The organism is Amycolatopsis lexingtonensis (assembly GCF_014873755.1).
In the GTDB taxonomy this organism is placed as follows: Bacteria; Actinomycetota; Actinomycetes; order Mycobacteriales; family Pseudonocardiaceae; genus Amycolatopsis; species Amycolatopsis lexingtonensis.
Genome location: NZ_JADBEG010000001.1, coordinates 3,061,239 through 3,075,320 on the forward strand (window position 1 = coordinate 3,061,239; position 14,082 = coordinate 3,075,320).

Genomic DNA, 14,082 nt, shown 5'->3' on the forward strand with positions numbered 1-14,082 from the left:
ATGAGTCATTCAAGACGTTTGCCGAGCACGACCGGCGACACCGCGGCGGGCCAGGACGGCCGCGGCGATCACCTCTCAGCCCTCCCAGGTCCAGCGGCGCACCTCGGGCAGGTCCTCGCCGTGGGCGCGGATCCACCGCCGGTGCCGTCCCTGTGCCTCGGTCATCCGCTGCCGCAGCACCCCCGCGGTCGCGACCAGCCCCGGCACCCGGTCGATCACGTCGACGACCAGCTGGAACCGGTCCATGTGGTTGAGCACCAGCATGTCGAACGGCGTGGTCGTGGTGCCGTGCTCGGTGTAGCCGCGGACGTGGAGGTCGTGGTGCCCGGTGCGGCGGTAGGCGAGCCGGTGGATCAGCCACGGGTAGCCGTGGTAGGCGAAGATCACCGGCCGGTCCGGGGTGAACAGCGCGTCGAACTCCCGGTCCGAAAGCCCGTGCGGGTGCTCGTCGGCGGGCTGCAGGCGCATCAGGTCGACGACGTTGACCACCCGCACCGCCAGCTCCGGCAGTTCCGCGCGGAGGATCTTCGCGGCCGCCAGGACTTCCAGCGTGGGGGCGTCGCCCGCGCAGGCGAGGACGACGTCCGGTTCCCGGTCGACCCTCGTGCTCGCCCACTCCCAGATGCTCACGCCGCGGGCGCAGTGCAGCGCCGCCTGCTCGGCGTCGAGCCAGTTGGGGCTGTCGTTCTTCCCCGCCACCACGACGTTCACGTAGTCGCGGCTGCGCAGGCAGTGCGCCGCGACCTCCAGGAGCGTGTTGGTGTCCGGCGGGAAGTAGACGCGCACGACCTCGGAGCTCTTGTTCGCCACGTGGTCGACGAATCCGGGGTCCTGGTGGGAAAAGCCGTTGTGGTCCTGGCGCCACACGTGCGAGGTCAGCAGGTAGTTCAGCGACGCGATCGGGCGCCGCCACGGGATCTGCCGGTGCACGCGCAGCCACTTGATGTGCTGGTTCACCATCGAGTCGACGATGTGCACGAACGCCTCGTAGCACGAGAACAGCCCGTGCCGGCCCGACAGCAGGTAACCCTCGAGCCAGCCCTGGCACAGGTGCTCGGAAAGCACCTCCAGGACCCGGCCGTCCGGGGCCAGGTGCTCGTCGACCGGTTCGATCGCCGCCTGCCACTCCTTCGCGGTGACGTCGTAGACCGCGTCGAGGCGGTTGGACGCCGTCTCGTCGGGGCCGAAGAGGCGGAAGTTCGCCCGGTCGGCGTTGAGCGCGAAGACGTCCCGCAGGAACCGGCCCAGTACCCGGGTCGGCTCGGCGTGGGTGGTGCCCGGCGAGGCGACGGCGACGGCGTGGGACGCGGTGTCCGGCAGCGTCAGCGGCCGCAGGAGCACACCGCCGTTGGCGTGCGGGTTGGCGCCCATCCGCCGCTCCCCCACCGGGATCGTCGCCGTGACGTCGGCGACCGGGCGGCCGGACTCGTCGAACAGCTCCGAAGGCCGGTAGGACAGCAGCCAGTCCTCGAGCTGCTTCAGGTGTTCCGCGTTGTGCCGGACCTCGGCGAGCGGCACCTGGTGCGAGCGCCAGGTCCCCTCGACCGGCAGACCGTCCACAACGGACGGACCGGTCCAGCCCTTGGGGCTGCGCAGCACGATCATCGGCCACACCCCGCGGCGCTCCGCGAGGGTGGCGACCGCCGAGTCGAGCGCGGCCGCCATGGCCTGGTGCATCGGCTCCGGTTCGCTGCCTTCGACGTAGATCGGCGCGTAGCCGTAGCCGCGCAGCAGTGCGTCCAGCTCGGCCGGCGGGATGCGCGACAGCACGGTCGGGTTGGCGATCTTGTACCCGTTGAGGTGCAGGATCGGCAGCACCGCGCCGTCGCGGACCGGGTCGAGGAACTTGTTGGCGTGCCAGGACGTCGCCAGCGGGCCGGTCTCGGCCTCGCCGTCGCCCACCACGCACGCGACGATCAGGTCCGGGTTGTCGAACGCGGCCCCGAACGCGTGCGCGAGCGAGTACCCCAGCTCCCCGCCTTCGTGGATCGATCCGGGCACCTGCGGGGCGACGTGGCTCGGGACCCCGCCGGGGAAGGAGAACTGCTTGAACAGCTCCGCCATCCCGGCGGCGTCCCGGGTGACCTCGGGCCAGGCTTCGGAGTAACTGCCTTCCAGCCACGTGTTCGCCAGCAGCGCCGGGCCGCCGTGGCCCGGGCCGGTGACGAGCATCGCGTTCAGGTCGTGGGCGCGGATCGCGCGGTTGAGGTGGGCGTAGACGAAGTTGAGACCGGGCGAGGTCCCCCAGTGCCCGAGCAGTCTCGGCTTGATGTGCTCGGGCCGCAGCGGCTCGCGCAGCAACGGGTTGGCCATCAGGTAGATCTGGCCCGCCGAAAGGTAGTTCGCGGCCCGCCACAGGGCATCCACCTGCGTGAGCTCGGTGCTGCCGAGCACCGCGGGCCGCGCGTCGAGGGCGGTCACGCCGTCTTCTCCGGGCGGACCACGAGCACCGGGCACTGGGCGTGCTGGACCAGCGCCTGGCTCGTCGAGCCCAGGAGCATGCCCGAGAAGCCGCCGCGGCCCCGGCTGCCGACCACCACGAGCTGCGCCGCCGCGGAGGCCTCGAGCAGCGCGTGCCGCGGCCGGTTGCGCACGAGCACTCGGCGGATTTCGACGTCGGGGTACTTCTCCTGCCAGCCGGCGAGCCGCTGGCCGAGCAAGCGCTCTTCGTCCTCTTCCAGGCTTTCCGGCTGGGGCAGGAGCCGGGCGGTGCCGTAAGCGTCCTCCCAGGTGACGTCGTTCCAGGCGTGCAGCGCGGTCAGCGGCGCCCCGCGCAGCGAGGCTTCCTCGAACGCGACGGCGATGGCCTGCTCGCTGTTCGGGCTGCCGTCGACCCCGACCACGACCGGGCCGGCCTCCGGGATCGTCGAGTCGGCGCGCCCGCGGACGACGGCGACCGGCGAGTGGGCGTGGCTGACGACCGAAGCCGCCGTGCCGCCGAGCAGCATGTCCGCGAAACCGTCGGTGCCGGTCCGGCCCACCACGAGCAGCCGGGCGTGCCGGGACTCGTCGATGAGCAGCGGCACCGGCGGGTCGTTCGGCAGGTCCGTCGTGACGACGAGGTCCTTGTCGATCGACGCCGCCAGGCTGCGCGCGTCGGCCACGACCCGCTCGCCGTCGGCGCGGATCGCGTCGAACAACGCCTCCGCGCCCGCGCCGAGCACGCCGCCCCCGTAGTACACGCCGGCGAGCTGGAGCCCGTGCACGATCCTGAGTTCGAGGTGCCGGAGCGAGGCGATCTTCGCCGCCCACGCGACGGCGGCGGTACTGCCCGCCGACCCGTCCACGCCGACGGTGATCCTCGGGTCCGTGGTGCTCATCGGTTCTGCTCCTCACCCGCGTAGGCGGTTTCGGCGGCGACGACCCCCGGCACGGCGAGCGCCAGCAGCTGGGCGACGTGCCGGTCGGAGTCGTCGTCGAACTGGTCGGTGATGTGGACGAACCCGTCGCGGACGTCGACGCCCCAGCGGCCGCTGCCGCCGTAGATCTCCAAGCGGTGCTTGACGTCCCGGGCGATCTCGACGTCGTCCCGCGCGAGCACGCGCACGACGTCGCCGCGGGTGACGATGCCGACGACGGCCGAGCCGTCGACGATCGGCACCGCGCGGATCCGCGCGTCCACCAGCGCCTGGCACAGATCGGCGACGTCGGTGCCGGTGCTCATGGCGGTGACGGGGGTGGTCATCAGGTCGCCCGCGGTCTTGCCGGCCACGGCCACGCGGGGCTCGTGGGTGTAGCGGGGGTCGGCCGGGATGCGGCCGCGGATCAGGTCGGCCTCGGTGACGATGCCGACCAGCCGGTCGTCGTCGTCCACCACGGGCAGTGCGGTGAAGCCGTGCGCGGACAGCAGTTCGGCCGCCTCCTTGGCGGACGTCCACGGGTGCACGGTGATCACCGGCGCGGTCATCAGGTCGCGTGCTCGCATCGGGTGTTCCTGCCTTTCGGGTCACCTCCCAACGTAGGCAGGCGGCAGCCGGGCAACCGCTGGCGTCGGTCACCGGTCGTGGGGACTTATGTCCTTTCGCGCGCCGGTGTCCACAACGGACGAAGGTCCCGGCGGAGGTCGCGCCACGCTCCGGGCAGCGCCGACGCGCAGCGTTCGGCCGAGGCCGCTTCGGCGTCGATGATCGCGGCGAGGCCGCCGTCGCGGGCTTCGAGCACCCGCAGGTGCGCTCGTGCGACGACCGCGTCCTGGAATTCCCCGAGCAGGTCCTGGAAGTCCCGCAACGGCCCGGTGCCGACCGGCAGCACCCCGGCGCCGGCTTCCAGCGCGTACCTCAGCCGCTTGGCGGCCTTGCGGACCTCGTGGACCGCGCGATCCCGGTCCGGCGCCGCGGGCAGCGCGGCCACCCGGCCGTCGACGTCGTCGGCCATCGCCCGCGCGAGCCGGCTCAGGACCTTCGCGGCCGGCCGCCGCGCGGCTTTCGGCCACTCGCGCCGCGGCTGCTCGCTCAGGACCACCTCGAGCACGTCGAGGGCGTTGAGCAGCTGCACGTACCGGTGGCTGTCCAGCGCGCGCCGCACCCGGGCGTTCCCTTCCTCGGTGAGCTCCGCGAAGTACGCGTCCGTCCGCTCCCGGGCCCAGGCCCGCGAGCGCGCCCACTGGACTTCGGTGTCACGGGCGGGCGCGAGCTCGCCGCCCAGCCAGCGCAGGGCGCCGCCGAGCTCCTTCAGCAGCTTGCGCCCGCCGAGCACCGGCGCGTAGACGGAGAAGACGCCCCGCAGCCGCCGCGCGGCCACGCGCATCCGGTGCACCGAGTCGGGCTTGCCCTGCCGGACGGCCAGGTCGGCGGCGGCGAGCGCGGCGATCTGAGCCCGCACGTACTCAAGGACCACGCACCGGGCGGAGCCGTCGGACGGCCGGGCCGGTGCGGTCAGGCGGCCACCGACCAGGGCCCGCAGCTCGGCCGGGCCGCCCCGCAGCCGCGCGACCGGCACCAGCTCGTCGCCACGGGTGTAGGCGCGCACGAGCCGGGACAAGGTCGGCGGCACCGCCCGCGGGGAGCCGGCGACGCCGACCGGACCGTCCGGGGTGTCGAGGCACCACCGGCCGGCGTGGTTGCCCAGCGTCAGGCCGTTGCGGAGCAGGCGCAGCGAATCGGTGTCGAAGAACTCCGTTTCGTGCCGGACGGTGACGGACGCGCTCATGGCGACCCCAGTCTCCGGCGGGCCAGCAGCGCCAGCCCGGCCAAGACGATCAACAGCGCCACGGTCACCCACTGCACCGGTGCCCGCAGGCCGATGACGCCGAACTGGATCGCCAGCCAGCCGGCGAGCACCGCGCAGGCGGCGAGGGCCGCGACCGGCGCGCGGAAGTCGATCCGCCAGGCGAACACCGAGGCCGCGGCCAAGGACCCGCCGACCACGAGCACGAGCGCGATCCCGGGCAGCACCCAGCTGGTCAGGCCGAGCGGGGCCAGCCATTCGACGGGCATCGCGAACCCCGGTGCCCCGGCGGCCAGCGAGATCCCGCCGTACACCGCGCTCGCGGCGAGCAGCGTCTCGAACGTGGCCAGCAGGCGCATCGTGGCCCGGACCCGCAAGGTGGTCACCTCCCGGTCCGCTGGGGACGCACGACGGCCACCGGGCACGGCGCGTGCGCGATCAGCGCCTGGCTGACCGAGCCGAGCAGCATGCCGGTGAACCCGCCACGGCCCCGGCAGCCCACCACGACCAGCTGCGCGTGCTCACCGCGCTCCAGCAGTGCGCGGACCGGCCGCCCGCGCGTGACGTCGAACTCGATCGCGACGTCCGGGTACTTCGCCTGCCAGCCCGCCACCTGCTGCGCGAGCTTGTCCCGCTCCGCCTGCTGGATCGCCGCCGGGTCCTCCTCCAGCGGATGTGGCCGCAGCATGCCGTCGGCCAGGACGTCGCTCCACGTGTGCAGCGCGATGAGCCCGGTGCCGCGCAGCCGGGCCTCCTCGCAGGCGAACGCCAGCGCGGCCTCGCTGTCGGGCGAGCCGTCCGCGCCGACGAGCACCGGTCCGGTGACCGGCGGCGGGTCGTGCGGGGTCCGGCCGCGGACCACGACGATCGGGCAGCGCGCGTGCGCCACGATCGAGACGGCGGTGGAGCCGACGAGCAGGCCGGTGAACCCGCCCAGCCCCCGCGAGCCCAGCACGACGAGTTCGGCGTGCTGGGACTCCTGCACCAGCGCCGTGACCGGGCTCCATTCGCGCGCCGCGGTGGTGATTTCGGCCGCCGGATATGCTTCGAGCACCGCCGCCTCGGCTCCGGTGAGCCACTCTTCGGCTCGTTCCGCCAGGCCCGCGCGGACCTGCTCGTGGGTGCCGAACGCGGCGGGCGCGCGCACCGTCGGCAAGGTGTAGACCTGCACCAGCCGCAGCGGGCGGCCGCGGCGGACGGCTTCCCCGCCGGCCCAGACGGCGGCCTCGACCGCCGACGAGGACCCGTCGATCCCGGCGACGACCGCGCCCTCAACGAACCCGGACATGACCGTCCTCCTCGTGGATGGCCCGCCGGAACCGGTCGAATCGAGTCGACGCGCGGTCTTCGGCCGCCTTCTCTTCGGCAGCGGTCAGGACGACCGCGTCGGGGCCGGGGAAGACGGTCGACACGTGGTCGTCGGCCGTCCAGCGGACGACGTAGGGCGGCGCTCCGTCGGCGGAGCGGACCTCCAGGATCCGGCCGCGCTGTTCGGGCGCGTCGACCCGCGGGCCCTTGACGACGAGCCAGTCGCCCGGCTGTGCGTGCATGATCGTTCCTTCCTCAACTGTCCACTGTGGATTGTTCGGGCGGGGTGGGCGCCCCCGGCCGCCGCGAAGCGCGGTGGGCGGCGGCGCCGATCAGGACGGCACCACCGGCCAGCGCCACGGCCCCGGAAACCAGCAGCGCCAGCGCGATCCAGCCCAGCGCGGGTGCGGTCGAGCCCGCTTCGGCGCGCACGGACACCCCGCGCGAACCGTCCGCGTTCATCACCACGGCGGTCCAGTTCCCGTCGAGCACCGGCCAGCCGACGGTCTGCGTTCCCGCGCCGGACGCGCCGGCGACCCACACCCCGGCGGCGTCGCCGGGCGGGACGGCCGGGGCACCGCCCGGGTGCGTGCGGTTCCCGGCCGTCGTGTACTCCGTGGCGGCCAGGTAGCGCTCGACGTCGGCGGTGCGGCCGATGCCGACGAAGACCGGGCGGCCGGCGGAGTCCGTGGCCCGGATCCGGACGTCGCCGAGCACTACGTCGGCCTTGGGCGCGGCCACGCCCCGCAGCCGCACCGGGTCGGTGGCGACCGCGTAGCCGTTCGAAACGAACGTGCTCGACGCGGTGAGGTAGCCGTCGGCGTCGCGCTGGGTGCGATCCGCCCACAGCGCGGTCCCGCCACCGGTGAGCAGGCCCATCGACCCGAGCACCAGCACCGCGCCGGTCACCGCGGCGGCGATCCGCCCGGCGGACCAGCCGGCCGCGTGGGGGTGGGGCGCGTGCGGGTGCGGAGGCTCGTGGCCGGCTTCCGCGCCGCCCATGTCCAGCCGGAACGGCGGGTACTCGTCGGTCATCAGGGACACGTAGGCCGCGACGCGCAGCACCCAGCGATCCATGCCGAGGACGAAGTCGAAGATCGGCCGGGGATAGCGGCCGGTGAACAGCAGCACCACGCCGGCCACGAGGACCAGCACGCCGACGAGTCCGCCGGCGGCCCAGTCGAAGTCGTCGTCGCTCGCGCGGAAGACCAGCCAGCTGCCGCCGCCGGCGAACAGGCCCACGATGACGAGGTGCGGGATGGCCAGCAGCCACCACTTCACCAGCACCAGTCCGCGCGAAAGCCGTTCGGGGTAGGCGATTTCGAGCCGGGCCGGGTAGTCCGGGACGTCGGCGAAGGTGAACGGCGGGTACCGGTCGGTGCCCAGCGCGGCGTAGGAGTAGTACTGCACCCGCCAGCTCCAGCGCAGCACCCCGGAGGTGAAGTCGAACAGCGGCCGCGGGTACCGGCCGGTCACCAGGATCGCGAAGAACGCCGCGATCGTGACGAACGGGTAGGCGAACCACAGGAACGCCAGGATCACGTAGTGCGGGATGGCCAGCAGCCACTTCACCAGCCAGAGACCGCGGGACAGCGGCTCGTCCAGGGTCGCCTCGACCCGGACCGGGTAGTCGGTCATGGCACGCTCCTTTCCGCGTGGGCCAGGCTCGTCCCGATCTCGCGCCCCCACGCGCGGATCGACGGCCAGTCCCGGTTGTCGGCGTCGGGGACCCGCAGCGCCGTCACGACGGCGCGCTCGGGGAACTTCAAGAGGTGGCGGTCGATCTTGCCGCCGAAGAGCCGGTGCCCCCGCGCGTCCAGCCGCCGTACGAGGTCCTCGACGGCGACGGGCTCCTCCGCCGGGCGCTTCTGCTCGCCGACCGGGCCACTCGAGAAGAGCCAGACCGGCACCCGGCGGAGTTCGTCCGAAAAGGACTCCGCGAGCTTCCTGGCCGGCTCGATCCAGTGTCCCAGGTAGACAGCGCTGCCGAGGACCACGGCGTCGAAGCCCTCGACCGACCGCACCAGGCCCGCGTCCCGGACGTCGACCAGCGACCACACCCCGGCGTCGGTCAGCGCCGAGCCGATCGCGGTGCCCACGGCCTCGGCGATCTCCCTGGTGGCTCCGTGCCGGGTCGCCACCGCCACGAGGACCTTCATGTCCGCACCGAGGCGTCTTCCCACAGCTCGACGCCGACGACGCCGTAGATCGTCCTGGCCAGCGCGGTCACCACGCGGCGCTCGGCCTCGTCGACGAAGACACCGCGGATCGTCACCATCCCGCCGGTGACGGAGATCGTCCAGCGGTCGCGGTGACTGGAGTAGTCGGTCAGCAGCGCGTTGAGGTGCGACGCGATGGTGTCGTCCTGCCGCACCAGCGGGCTGAGCATGTCGCGGCGACTGACGATGCCCACGAGCACGCCCTCGTCGTCGACCACCGGGATGCTGCGCAACCGATCCCCCAGCATGTGCCGCGCGATCTCGGCGACGTCGGTGTCGAGCTGCACGGTCTGGGCCGGCGAGGTCATCTTCGTTCCCACCAGCGCTTCCGCCGCCGGCCCCTCGCCGGGGACACTGCTGCGCAGCGCGTCGGCTTCGGTGAACATCCCCAGCACGGCGTCCTCCGCCCCCACCACCGGCAGGGCCGCGACGCAGTGCTCGGTGAGCAGCACGATCGCTTCGCGGACCGGCGTGGCCGGGCCGACCCGGACCACGGGCCTCGTCATGATGTCGCGTGCCTTCACTTCGATTCCTTTCAGTGCACGACCGCGACCGGGCAGGCCGCGTGCGCGAGCAGTGCGTTGCCGGTCGAGCCCAGCACCCCGCCGGCGACCGGGCCGCGGCCGCGCGTGCCCACGACGATCAAGCGAGCGTCGGGAGCCGCGTCCCGCAGGGCGCGCGCCGGAACGCGGTCCGCCACGACCTTGGTGACGACCTCGAGGTCCGGGTACTTGCCGATCCAGCTCGCGACCCGGGCCTCCAGCTCCAGCTGTTCGGCGACGCCGTCGCCGCCGTGCCGGGCGTGGACGACCAGCACCGGCGCCCGCGCCGCGTCGGCCGCCTCGAAGGCGAACCGCAACGCGTGCTCGCTGGACTCGGACCGGTCGACCCCGGCGACGACGGGCCCGGTCCGGATCGGCTGGTGGCCCGGGACCACGACGACGGGGCACGGCGCCTCCGCCGCCACGCGCAGGGCGACCGAACCGATCAGCGCACCGCGCAGCCCGCCGAGCCCGTGCGAACCGAGGACGACCATCTCGGCATCGGCCGCCTCGGCGAGCAGGACGTCGACCGCGAGCCCCAGCCGGACCGCCGTCTCCACCTGCAGTCCCGGTGCCCATTCGCGGGCGATCTCGGCGGCCCGGCGGAGCCAGCGGTAAACGTGTTCGAGCAGGAGCTCGTCGTGGTCCCGGGGAGTGGGGTCGTCGAACACACAGGCGTGCAGCAGCCGCAGCGCGGTGCCGCGGCGCGACGCTTCCCTCGCGGCCCAGCGTACGGCTTCGAACGAAGGTGCCGAAGCGTCCACACCGGCGAGCACCGGGCGGTTCGGGGTTGCGGTCATCGAATCCTCCCTGCGGGTCCGGAATGAGCATGAGGCGGGCGGGTACTCGCCGGTCAGGGCACGAAGTCCCTTTCACCGGGGACCAAATCCGCCTGTCCCCGGGGGCCGGGTCCACGACCCTGGGGCGATGACCGCACCCGATCTGTTCATCGACCACTTCCTGCCGCACCCGCACTTCGAGCTGGCGCGCACCGAGATCGTGGACGCACCCGTCAGGGAGACCTACGCGGCGGCGCGCGAACTCGACTTCACCGATGTCCGCGGCGGCGTCGTCTCCGCGGCCGGCTGGCTGCGCCTGCTGCCCGAACGCTGGCACAACCGACGGCACGGCCCACCACGCCGCCCCACCCGCCTGACGCCGGACGACCTCGACGCGGGCTCCGAGTGGGCCCTGCTCGGCGACCGGCCGGGCAGCGAGTTCGCGCTCGGTGTCACGGGCAAGTTCTGGAAGCCGGTGATCACCTGGCACCGGGTGGCGGCCGAGGACTTCGCGGCCTTCGACGAACCCGGCTACGGGAAGCTCGTCCTGGCCGTGGCGGCGTTTCCCTACGGCCCGCACCGCACGGTGCTGACGGTGCACACGAGGATCCGGCTGAGCGACCCCGAAAGCTGGGTGAAGTTCCGGCGATACTGGCGGGTCTCCCGGCCCGCCATCGGGTGGGTGCACACCGCGCTGATCCGCACGATCGCCGCGAACGCCCGGACCCGGGCGCTCGCGGCTTACCGGCGCACCGATCAGTCCTGACGTCCGCCCACCGGCTGCCGAGGTGCGTCCGCGGCGGCCGGCACCTCGTCTTCTTCGTTCTCCTTGACCGCGTGGTGTTCGACCGCGTGCAGGTAGCGGCCCACCACCGGGCCGTGCCGGCCGCGCTCGGCGACGTCCCGCCGAGCCTCCGCCTCGATGGCGGCCTTTTCCTTGTCGTCCATGGTTCTCTCCTCCGGTTCAGCGCGGCAGCAGGGTGGCCGCGTGGTCGGGGACGTAGGTCTGCAGCCGCCGGTCGGGCCGGAAGTAGCCGGTCGGTTGGGGCCGCGGCGGCAGCGAGACGGCCTGGCGGGGCACCTCGAAGTAGGGAACGCTCGAGAGCAGGTGCGCGATCATGTTGAGCCGGCCGCGCCGCTTCTCCTCGCTTTCCACCACGTGCCACGGGGATTCGGTGGTGTCGGTGTGCACGAACATGTCGTCCTTCGCCCGCGAGTAGTCCTCCCAGTGCGTCACCGACTGCAGGTCGATGGTCGAGAGCTTCCAGCGGCGCATGGGATCGTCGATCCGCGCGGAGAACCGGCGTTCCTGCTCGTCGAGGCTGACCGAGAACCAGTACTTGCGGAGCAGGATGCCGTCGTCGACCAGCAGGCGCTCGAAGATCGGGCACTGCTGGAGGAACCTGCGGTGTTCTTCGGGCGTGCAGAACCCCATCACCCGCTCGACGCCGGCCCGGTTGTACCAGCTGCGGTCGAACAGCACGATCTCGCCCGCGGCGGGCAGGTGCTCGACGTAGCGCTGGAAGTACCACTGCGTGCGCTCGCGTTCGGTGGGGCTCGGCAACGCGGCGATGCGCACCACCCGCGGGTTGAGGTGTTCGGTGACGCGCTTGATCGTGCTGCCCTTGCCGGCCGCGTCCCGGCCCTCGAAGACCACGACCAGGCGAGCCCCCTCGGCCCGTACCCACTCCTGCAGCTTCACCAGCTCGGCCTGCAGGCGCAGCAGTTCGCGCTCGTAGACCGCGCGGGGGAGCCGCGCCTTCTTCCGTCCGGCCATGCCCCGACACTACGAATCCGGGACCCGCCCGTGCTGCGGCCGGACGTCGGCGGAGCGGGGGTCTTTGGTCCTTCGGTCCGGGGTGCCGCGAGGGTCGAAGGGCCTCGGCCGCGGCCCCTCGGTGTGCCCGGCCCGGAGGCCTTCGGCCCTGGGTACCGCGGCCCCGGCCGGGAGAGCATGGCGGCACGCGACCCGAGGAGGAGCGATGGACCACACGATGCCCGACGCGTACACCGTGAGGGCGGCTGTCGCGCTCGCGGTGCGTGCCCCTTCGGTGCACAATTCCCAGCCGTGGCAATGGCACGTCGGCGGCCGCACGGTCGAGTTGCGGGCCGACCCGCGCCGCCGGCTGCGGCACGCCGACCCCGACGGCCGCGACCTGCTGGTCAGCTGCGGGTGCGCGCTGCACCACTTCACGGTCGCCGCCGCGGCGATGGGGTGGGCCGCCCAGGTCGACCGGCTGCCCGAACCCGGCGTGCTGGCCCGCATCGACCTCGTGCCCCACGACACGCGCGACGGCGACATCGCCCTCGCCGCGGCCATCCCCCGGCGCCGCTCGGACCGCCGCCGCTTCGCCGAGCGCCCGTTGCTCGTCCGTGACGAGGTTTTCCTGCAGAAGAGCGCGGCCGACCAGGGTGCGGAGCTGCGGATCGTCACCGAGGCCCCGCACCGGTCGGCCCTCACCAACGCGGCCGAGGAGGCAGGCTGGGTGCACCGGGCCGACCCGGACTACGAGATCGAACTCGCGGCGTGGAGCGGCCGCGGCTACGCGACGGACGGCGTCCCCGCCCGGAACGCCGTCCCCGCCACCGTTCTGTCGCACGAACTGCGGGTCCGCGCCTTCGCCGGCGCCCAGTTGCCGGACACGGGCGAGCACGACGGCGCGGTCCTCACGGTGTTGGACACCGCGGGCGACACCGCTCTCGACCGCCTTCGCGCCGGTGAAGCCGCCAGCGCGGTCCTGCTGACCGCGACCCGGCTGAACCTGGCCTCGTGCGTGTACACCGAGCCGCTGGAGCTCACCAGCACCCGCGGCCTGATCCGCGACTGCGTCCTCGGCGGACGGCGCGAGCCCCAGCTCGTCATCCGCGTCGGGTACGCACCGGAGCACGCGGCCCCGCTCCCGGCGACCCCGCGCCGCCCGATCGGCGAGGTCCTCGGACCGCTCCCCCACCCGTACGGCATGGGGTTGCCGATCCCGGAGCAGCTGCGCGGCCGTTGACCGCGCGGGCGGTTCCTACGTCGGAAACCGGTTGTGATCAAACGCTTCCCGGTGATCTGCTCAGGCCGACGGCCTGCGCGTTCGCGCGGCGCCGGGGCCTCGAAGAGAAAGAGCAGATCGCATGAGCGAAAAGGACCGGCACGTCGTGCCGAACCCATCTGGTGGCTGGGACGTCGTCAAGCCGGGAGCGAGCCGGGCGAGCGCGCACACCGATACCCAGGCGCAGGCGACGTCTCGAGCTCGGGACATCACCGCGAACACGGGCGGGGAAACCGTGGTGCACGGCCGTGACGGCCGGATCCGGCAGAAGGACACCTCCCCGAAGGGGCACGACCCGACCCCGCCGCGTGACAAGCACTGACCGCCAACGCGAGAAGGCCTCCACCCGAGTCCGGGTGGAGGCCTTCTCGCATCAGGCCGCTCAGGCCACGTCGTTCCACACGTAGTCGAGGCGGTTGCGCACCTCCACCACCCCGGACAGCTCCTGGATCAGCCGCGTCACCGGGTCGATGTCGCTGCGCCGTTCGACGCGTCCCACGACCGTCACGACGCCGGCGCGCACCTCGACGCGGACGCGGTCCGGGCCGAGGTTGAGGCGCTCGCGCAGCACCTGGTCGCGCACCTCGCGCTCGAGGTCCGCGTCGCCGCGGGTGTAGACGCGCACCAGGTCGCGGCGGGACAGCACGCCCGCGACCTTCCCGTTGCGCAGCACGAACAACCGCCGGACGCCGGTGCGCGCGAACTTCGCCGCGGCGGCCGGGAGGGACTCTTCCACGTCGATCGTGACCGGCGGGCTGGTCATCAGGTCCTTCGCGGTGCAGGCGGTCGCCTTCCGGGCCAGCCGGCGGTCCCGCCAGCGGGGCTTCGGGCTGTCCCACAGGTGCGGCAGCAGGTCGGCCTCGGAGACGACGCCGACGAGCGCGCCCCTCTTGTCGAGGACACCGACCGCGCTGATCCCGTTTCCGGTGAGCAGCTCGGCGATGTCCTTGAACGGCGTCTGCTGGGAGACGGTGATCGGATCGGCGGTCATCACCGCGGCTACCGTGGTCATGGCAGGACTCCTTGTGGT

Annotated in this window: 17 protein-coding genes; 3 read left to right on the forward strand and 14 right to left on the reverse strand. The window is 73.2% G+C overall.

The window, feature by feature from the left end; all coding sequences use genetic code 11:
• Positions 1-75: 75 nt before the first annotated feature.
• From H4696_RS13920 to H4696_RS13970, 11 genes are all read right to left on the reverse strand, one after another.
• Positions 76-2,421, reverse strand: coding sequence for a phosphoketolase family protein (locus H4696_RS13920; protein ID WP_086864756.1), 2,346 nt, complete (start codon positions 2,419-2,421; stop codon positions 76-78).
• Positions 2,418-3,320 carry a universal stress protein gene (locus H4696_RS13925; protein WP_086864755.1) on the reverse strand — a complete coding sequence of 301 codons (903 nt, stop codon included), beginning with the start codon at positions 3,318-3,320 and terminating at the stop codon, positions 2,418-2,420. The genes H4696_RS13920 and H4696_RS13925 overlap by 4 nt, the downstream gene beginning before the upstream one ends.
• Positions 3,317-3,925 carry a CBS domain-containing protein gene (locus H4696_RS13930; protein WP_086864754.1) on the reverse strand — a complete coding sequence of 203 codons (609 nt, stop codon included), beginning with the start codon at positions 3,923-3,925 and terminating at the stop codon, positions 3,317-3,319. Before H4696_RS13930 ends, H4696_RS13925 begins: the two co-directional genes overlap by 4 nt.
• An 86-nt stretch (positions 3,926-4,011) precedes the next feature.
• Positions 4,012-5,148 (reverse strand): CHAD domain-containing protein, encoded by a 1,137-nt coding sequence (locus H4696_RS13935; RefSeq protein ID WP_086864753.1) that lies wholly within the window; start codon positions 5,146-5,148, stop codon positions 4,012-4,014.
• Positions 5,145-5,552 carry a hypothetical protein gene (locus H4696_RS13940; protein ID WP_086864752.1) on the reverse strand — a complete coding sequence of 136 codons (408 nt, stop codon included), beginning with the start codon at positions 5,550-5,552 and terminating at the stop codon, positions 5,145-5,147. The genes H4696_RS13935 and H4696_RS13940 overlap by 4 nt, the downstream gene beginning before the upstream one ends.
• Positions 5,549-6,454, reverse strand: a complete 906-nt coding sequence (locus H4696_RS13945; protein ID WP_086864751.1) for a universal stress protein — start codon at positions 6,452-6,454, stop codon at positions 5,549-5,551. Before H4696_RS13945 ends, H4696_RS13940 begins: the two co-directional genes overlap by 4 nt.
• Positions 6,438-6,716, reverse strand: a complete 279-nt coding sequence (locus H4696_RS13950; RefSeq protein WP_086864750.1) for a DUF1918 domain-containing protein — start codon at positions 6,714-6,716, stop codon at positions 6,438-6,440. Before H4696_RS13950 ends, H4696_RS13945 begins: the two co-directional genes overlap by 17 nt.
• A 13-nt stretch (positions 6,717-6,729) precedes the next feature.
• Positions 6,730-8,112, reverse strand: a complete 1,383-nt coding sequence (locus tag H4696_RS13955; RefSeq protein WP_086864749.1) for a DUF4389 domain-containing protein — start codon at positions 8,110-8,112, stop codon at positions 6,730-6,732.
• Positions 8,109-8,633, reverse strand: coding sequence for a flavodoxin domain-containing protein (locus H4696_RS13960; RefSeq protein WP_086864748.1), 525 nt, complete (start codon positions 8,631-8,633; stop codon positions 8,109-8,111). Before H4696_RS13960 ends, H4696_RS13955 begins: the two co-directional genes overlap by 4 nt.
• Positions 8,630-9,217, reverse strand: coding sequence for a CBS domain-containing protein (locus H4696_RS13965; RefSeq protein WP_086864747.1), 588 nt, complete (start codon positions 9,215-9,217; stop codon positions 8,630-8,632). The genes H4696_RS13960 and H4696_RS13965 overlap by 4 nt, the downstream gene beginning before the upstream one ends.
• A gap of 11 nt (positions 9,218-9,228) precedes the next feature.
• Positions 9,229-10,035, reverse strand: coding sequence for a universal stress protein (locus tag H4696_RS13970; RefSeq protein WP_086864746.1), 807 nt, complete (start codon positions 10,033-10,035; stop codon positions 9,229-9,231).
• A 127-nt stretch (positions 10,036-10,162) separates the two neighbouring features.
• Here H4696_RS13970 and H4696_RS13975 point away from each other — a divergent pair, with 127 nt between their 5' ends.
• Complete coding sequence (locus tag H4696_RS13975) at positions 10,163-10,780, forward strand: hypothetical protein (protein WP_086864745.1); 618 nt, start codon at positions 10,163-10,165, stop codon at positions 10,778-10,780.
• On the opposite strand, the gene H4696_RS13980 is transcribed toward H4696_RS13975, so the two are convergent.
• The gene (locus H4696_RS13980; protein WP_086864744.1) at positions 10,771-10,962 is read right to left on the reverse strand and encodes a hypothetical protein; all 192 of its coding nucleotides are present in this window, start codon (positions 10,960-10,962) and stop codon (positions 10,771-10,773) included. The genes H4696_RS13975 and H4696_RS13980 overlap by 10 nt on opposite strands.
• 16 nt (positions 10,963-10,978) lie before the next feature.
• Positions 10,979-11,791 (reverse strand): polyphosphate kinase 2, encoded by an 813-nt coding sequence (ppk2, locus tag H4696_RS13985; RefSeq protein WP_086864743.1) that lies wholly within the window; start codon positions 11,789-11,791, stop codon positions 10,979-10,981.
• Between the two features lie 205 nt (positions 11,792-11,996).
• Here ppk2 and H4696_RS13990 point away from each other — a divergent pair, with 205 nt between their 5' ends.
• The gene (locus H4696_RS13990) at positions 11,997-13,013 is read left to right on the forward strand and encodes an Acg family FMN-binding oxidoreductase (RefSeq protein ID WP_169735184.1); all 1,017 of its coding nucleotides are present in this window, start codon (positions 11,997-11,999) and stop codon (positions 13,011-13,013) included.
• 121 nt (positions 13,014-13,134) lie between these two features.
• Entirely contained in the window at positions 13,135-13,374 is a 240-nt protein-coding gene (locus H4696_RS13995) for a DUF2188 domain-containing protein (protein WP_086864741.1), read from the forward strand.
• Between the two features lie 60 nt (positions 13,375-13,434).
• On the opposite strand, the gene H4696_RS14000 is transcribed toward H4696_RS13995, so the two are convergent.
• Positions 13,435-14,064, reverse strand: a complete 630-nt coding sequence (locus tag H4696_RS14000) for a CBS domain-containing protein (protein ID WP_086864740.1) — start codon at positions 14,062-14,064, stop codon at positions 13,435-13,437.
• Between the last annotated feature and the right edge of the window lie 18 nt (positions 14,065-14,082).

Bases quoted from the DNA above. Each gene is read 5' to 3' on its own strand.
- H4696_RS13925 (WP_086864755.1), bottom strand. From the start codon at position 3,320: ATGAGCACCACGGACCCGAGGATCACCGTCGGCGTGGACGGGTCGGCG.
- H4696_RS13930 (WP_086864754.1), bottom strand. From the start codon at position 3,925: ATGCGAGCACGCGACCTGATGACCGCGCCGGTGATCACCGTGCACCCG.
- H4696_RS13935 (WP_086864753.1), bottom strand. From the start codon at position 5,148: ATGAGCGCGTCCGTCACCGTCCGGCACGAAACGGAGTTCTTCGACACC.
- H4696_RS13945 (WP_086864751.1), bottom strand. From the start codon at position 6,454: ATGTCCGGGTTCGTTGAGGGCGCGGTCGTCGCCGGGATCGACGGGTCC.
- H4696_RS13950 (WP_086864750.1), bottom strand. From the start codon at position 6,716: ATGCACGCACAGCCGGGCGACTGGCTCGTCGTCAAGGGCCCGCGGGTC.
- H4696_RS13955 (WP_086864749.1), bottom strand. From the start codon at position 8,112: ATGACCGACTACCCGGTCCGGGTCGAGGCGACCCTGGACGAGCCGCTG.
- H4696_RS13960 (WP_086864748.1), bottom strand. From the start codon at position 8,633: ATGAAGGTCCTCGTGGCGGTGGCGACCCGGCACGGAGCCACCAGGGAG.
- H4696_RS13970 (WP_086864746.1), bottom strand. From the start codon at position 10,035: ATGACCGCAACCCCGAACCGCCCGGTGCTCGCCGGTGTGGACGCTTCG.
- H4696_RS13975 (WP_086864745.1), top strand. From the start codon at position 10,163: ATGACCGCACCCGATCTGTTCATCGACCACTTCCTGCCGCACCCGCAC.
- H4696_RS13980 (WP_086864744.1), bottom strand. From the start codon at position 10,962: ATGGACGACAAGGAAAAGGCCGCCATCGAGGCGGAGGCTCGGCGGGAC.
- ppk2 (WP_086864743.1), bottom strand. From the start codon at position 11,791: ATGGCCGGACGGAAGAAGGCGCGGCTCCCCCGCGCGGTCTACGAGCGC.
- H4696_RS13990 (WP_169735184.1), top strand. From the start codon at position 11,997: ATGGACCACACGATGCCCGACGCGTACACCGTGAGGGCGGCTGTCGCG.
- H4696_RS13995 (WP_086864741.1), top strand. From the start codon at position 13,135: ATGAGCGAAAAGGACCGGCACGTCGTGCCGAACCCATCTGGTGGCTGG.
- H4696_RS14000 (WP_086864740.1), bottom strand. From the start codon at position 14,064: ATGACCACGGTAGCCGCGGTGATGACCGCCGATCCGATCACCGTCTCC.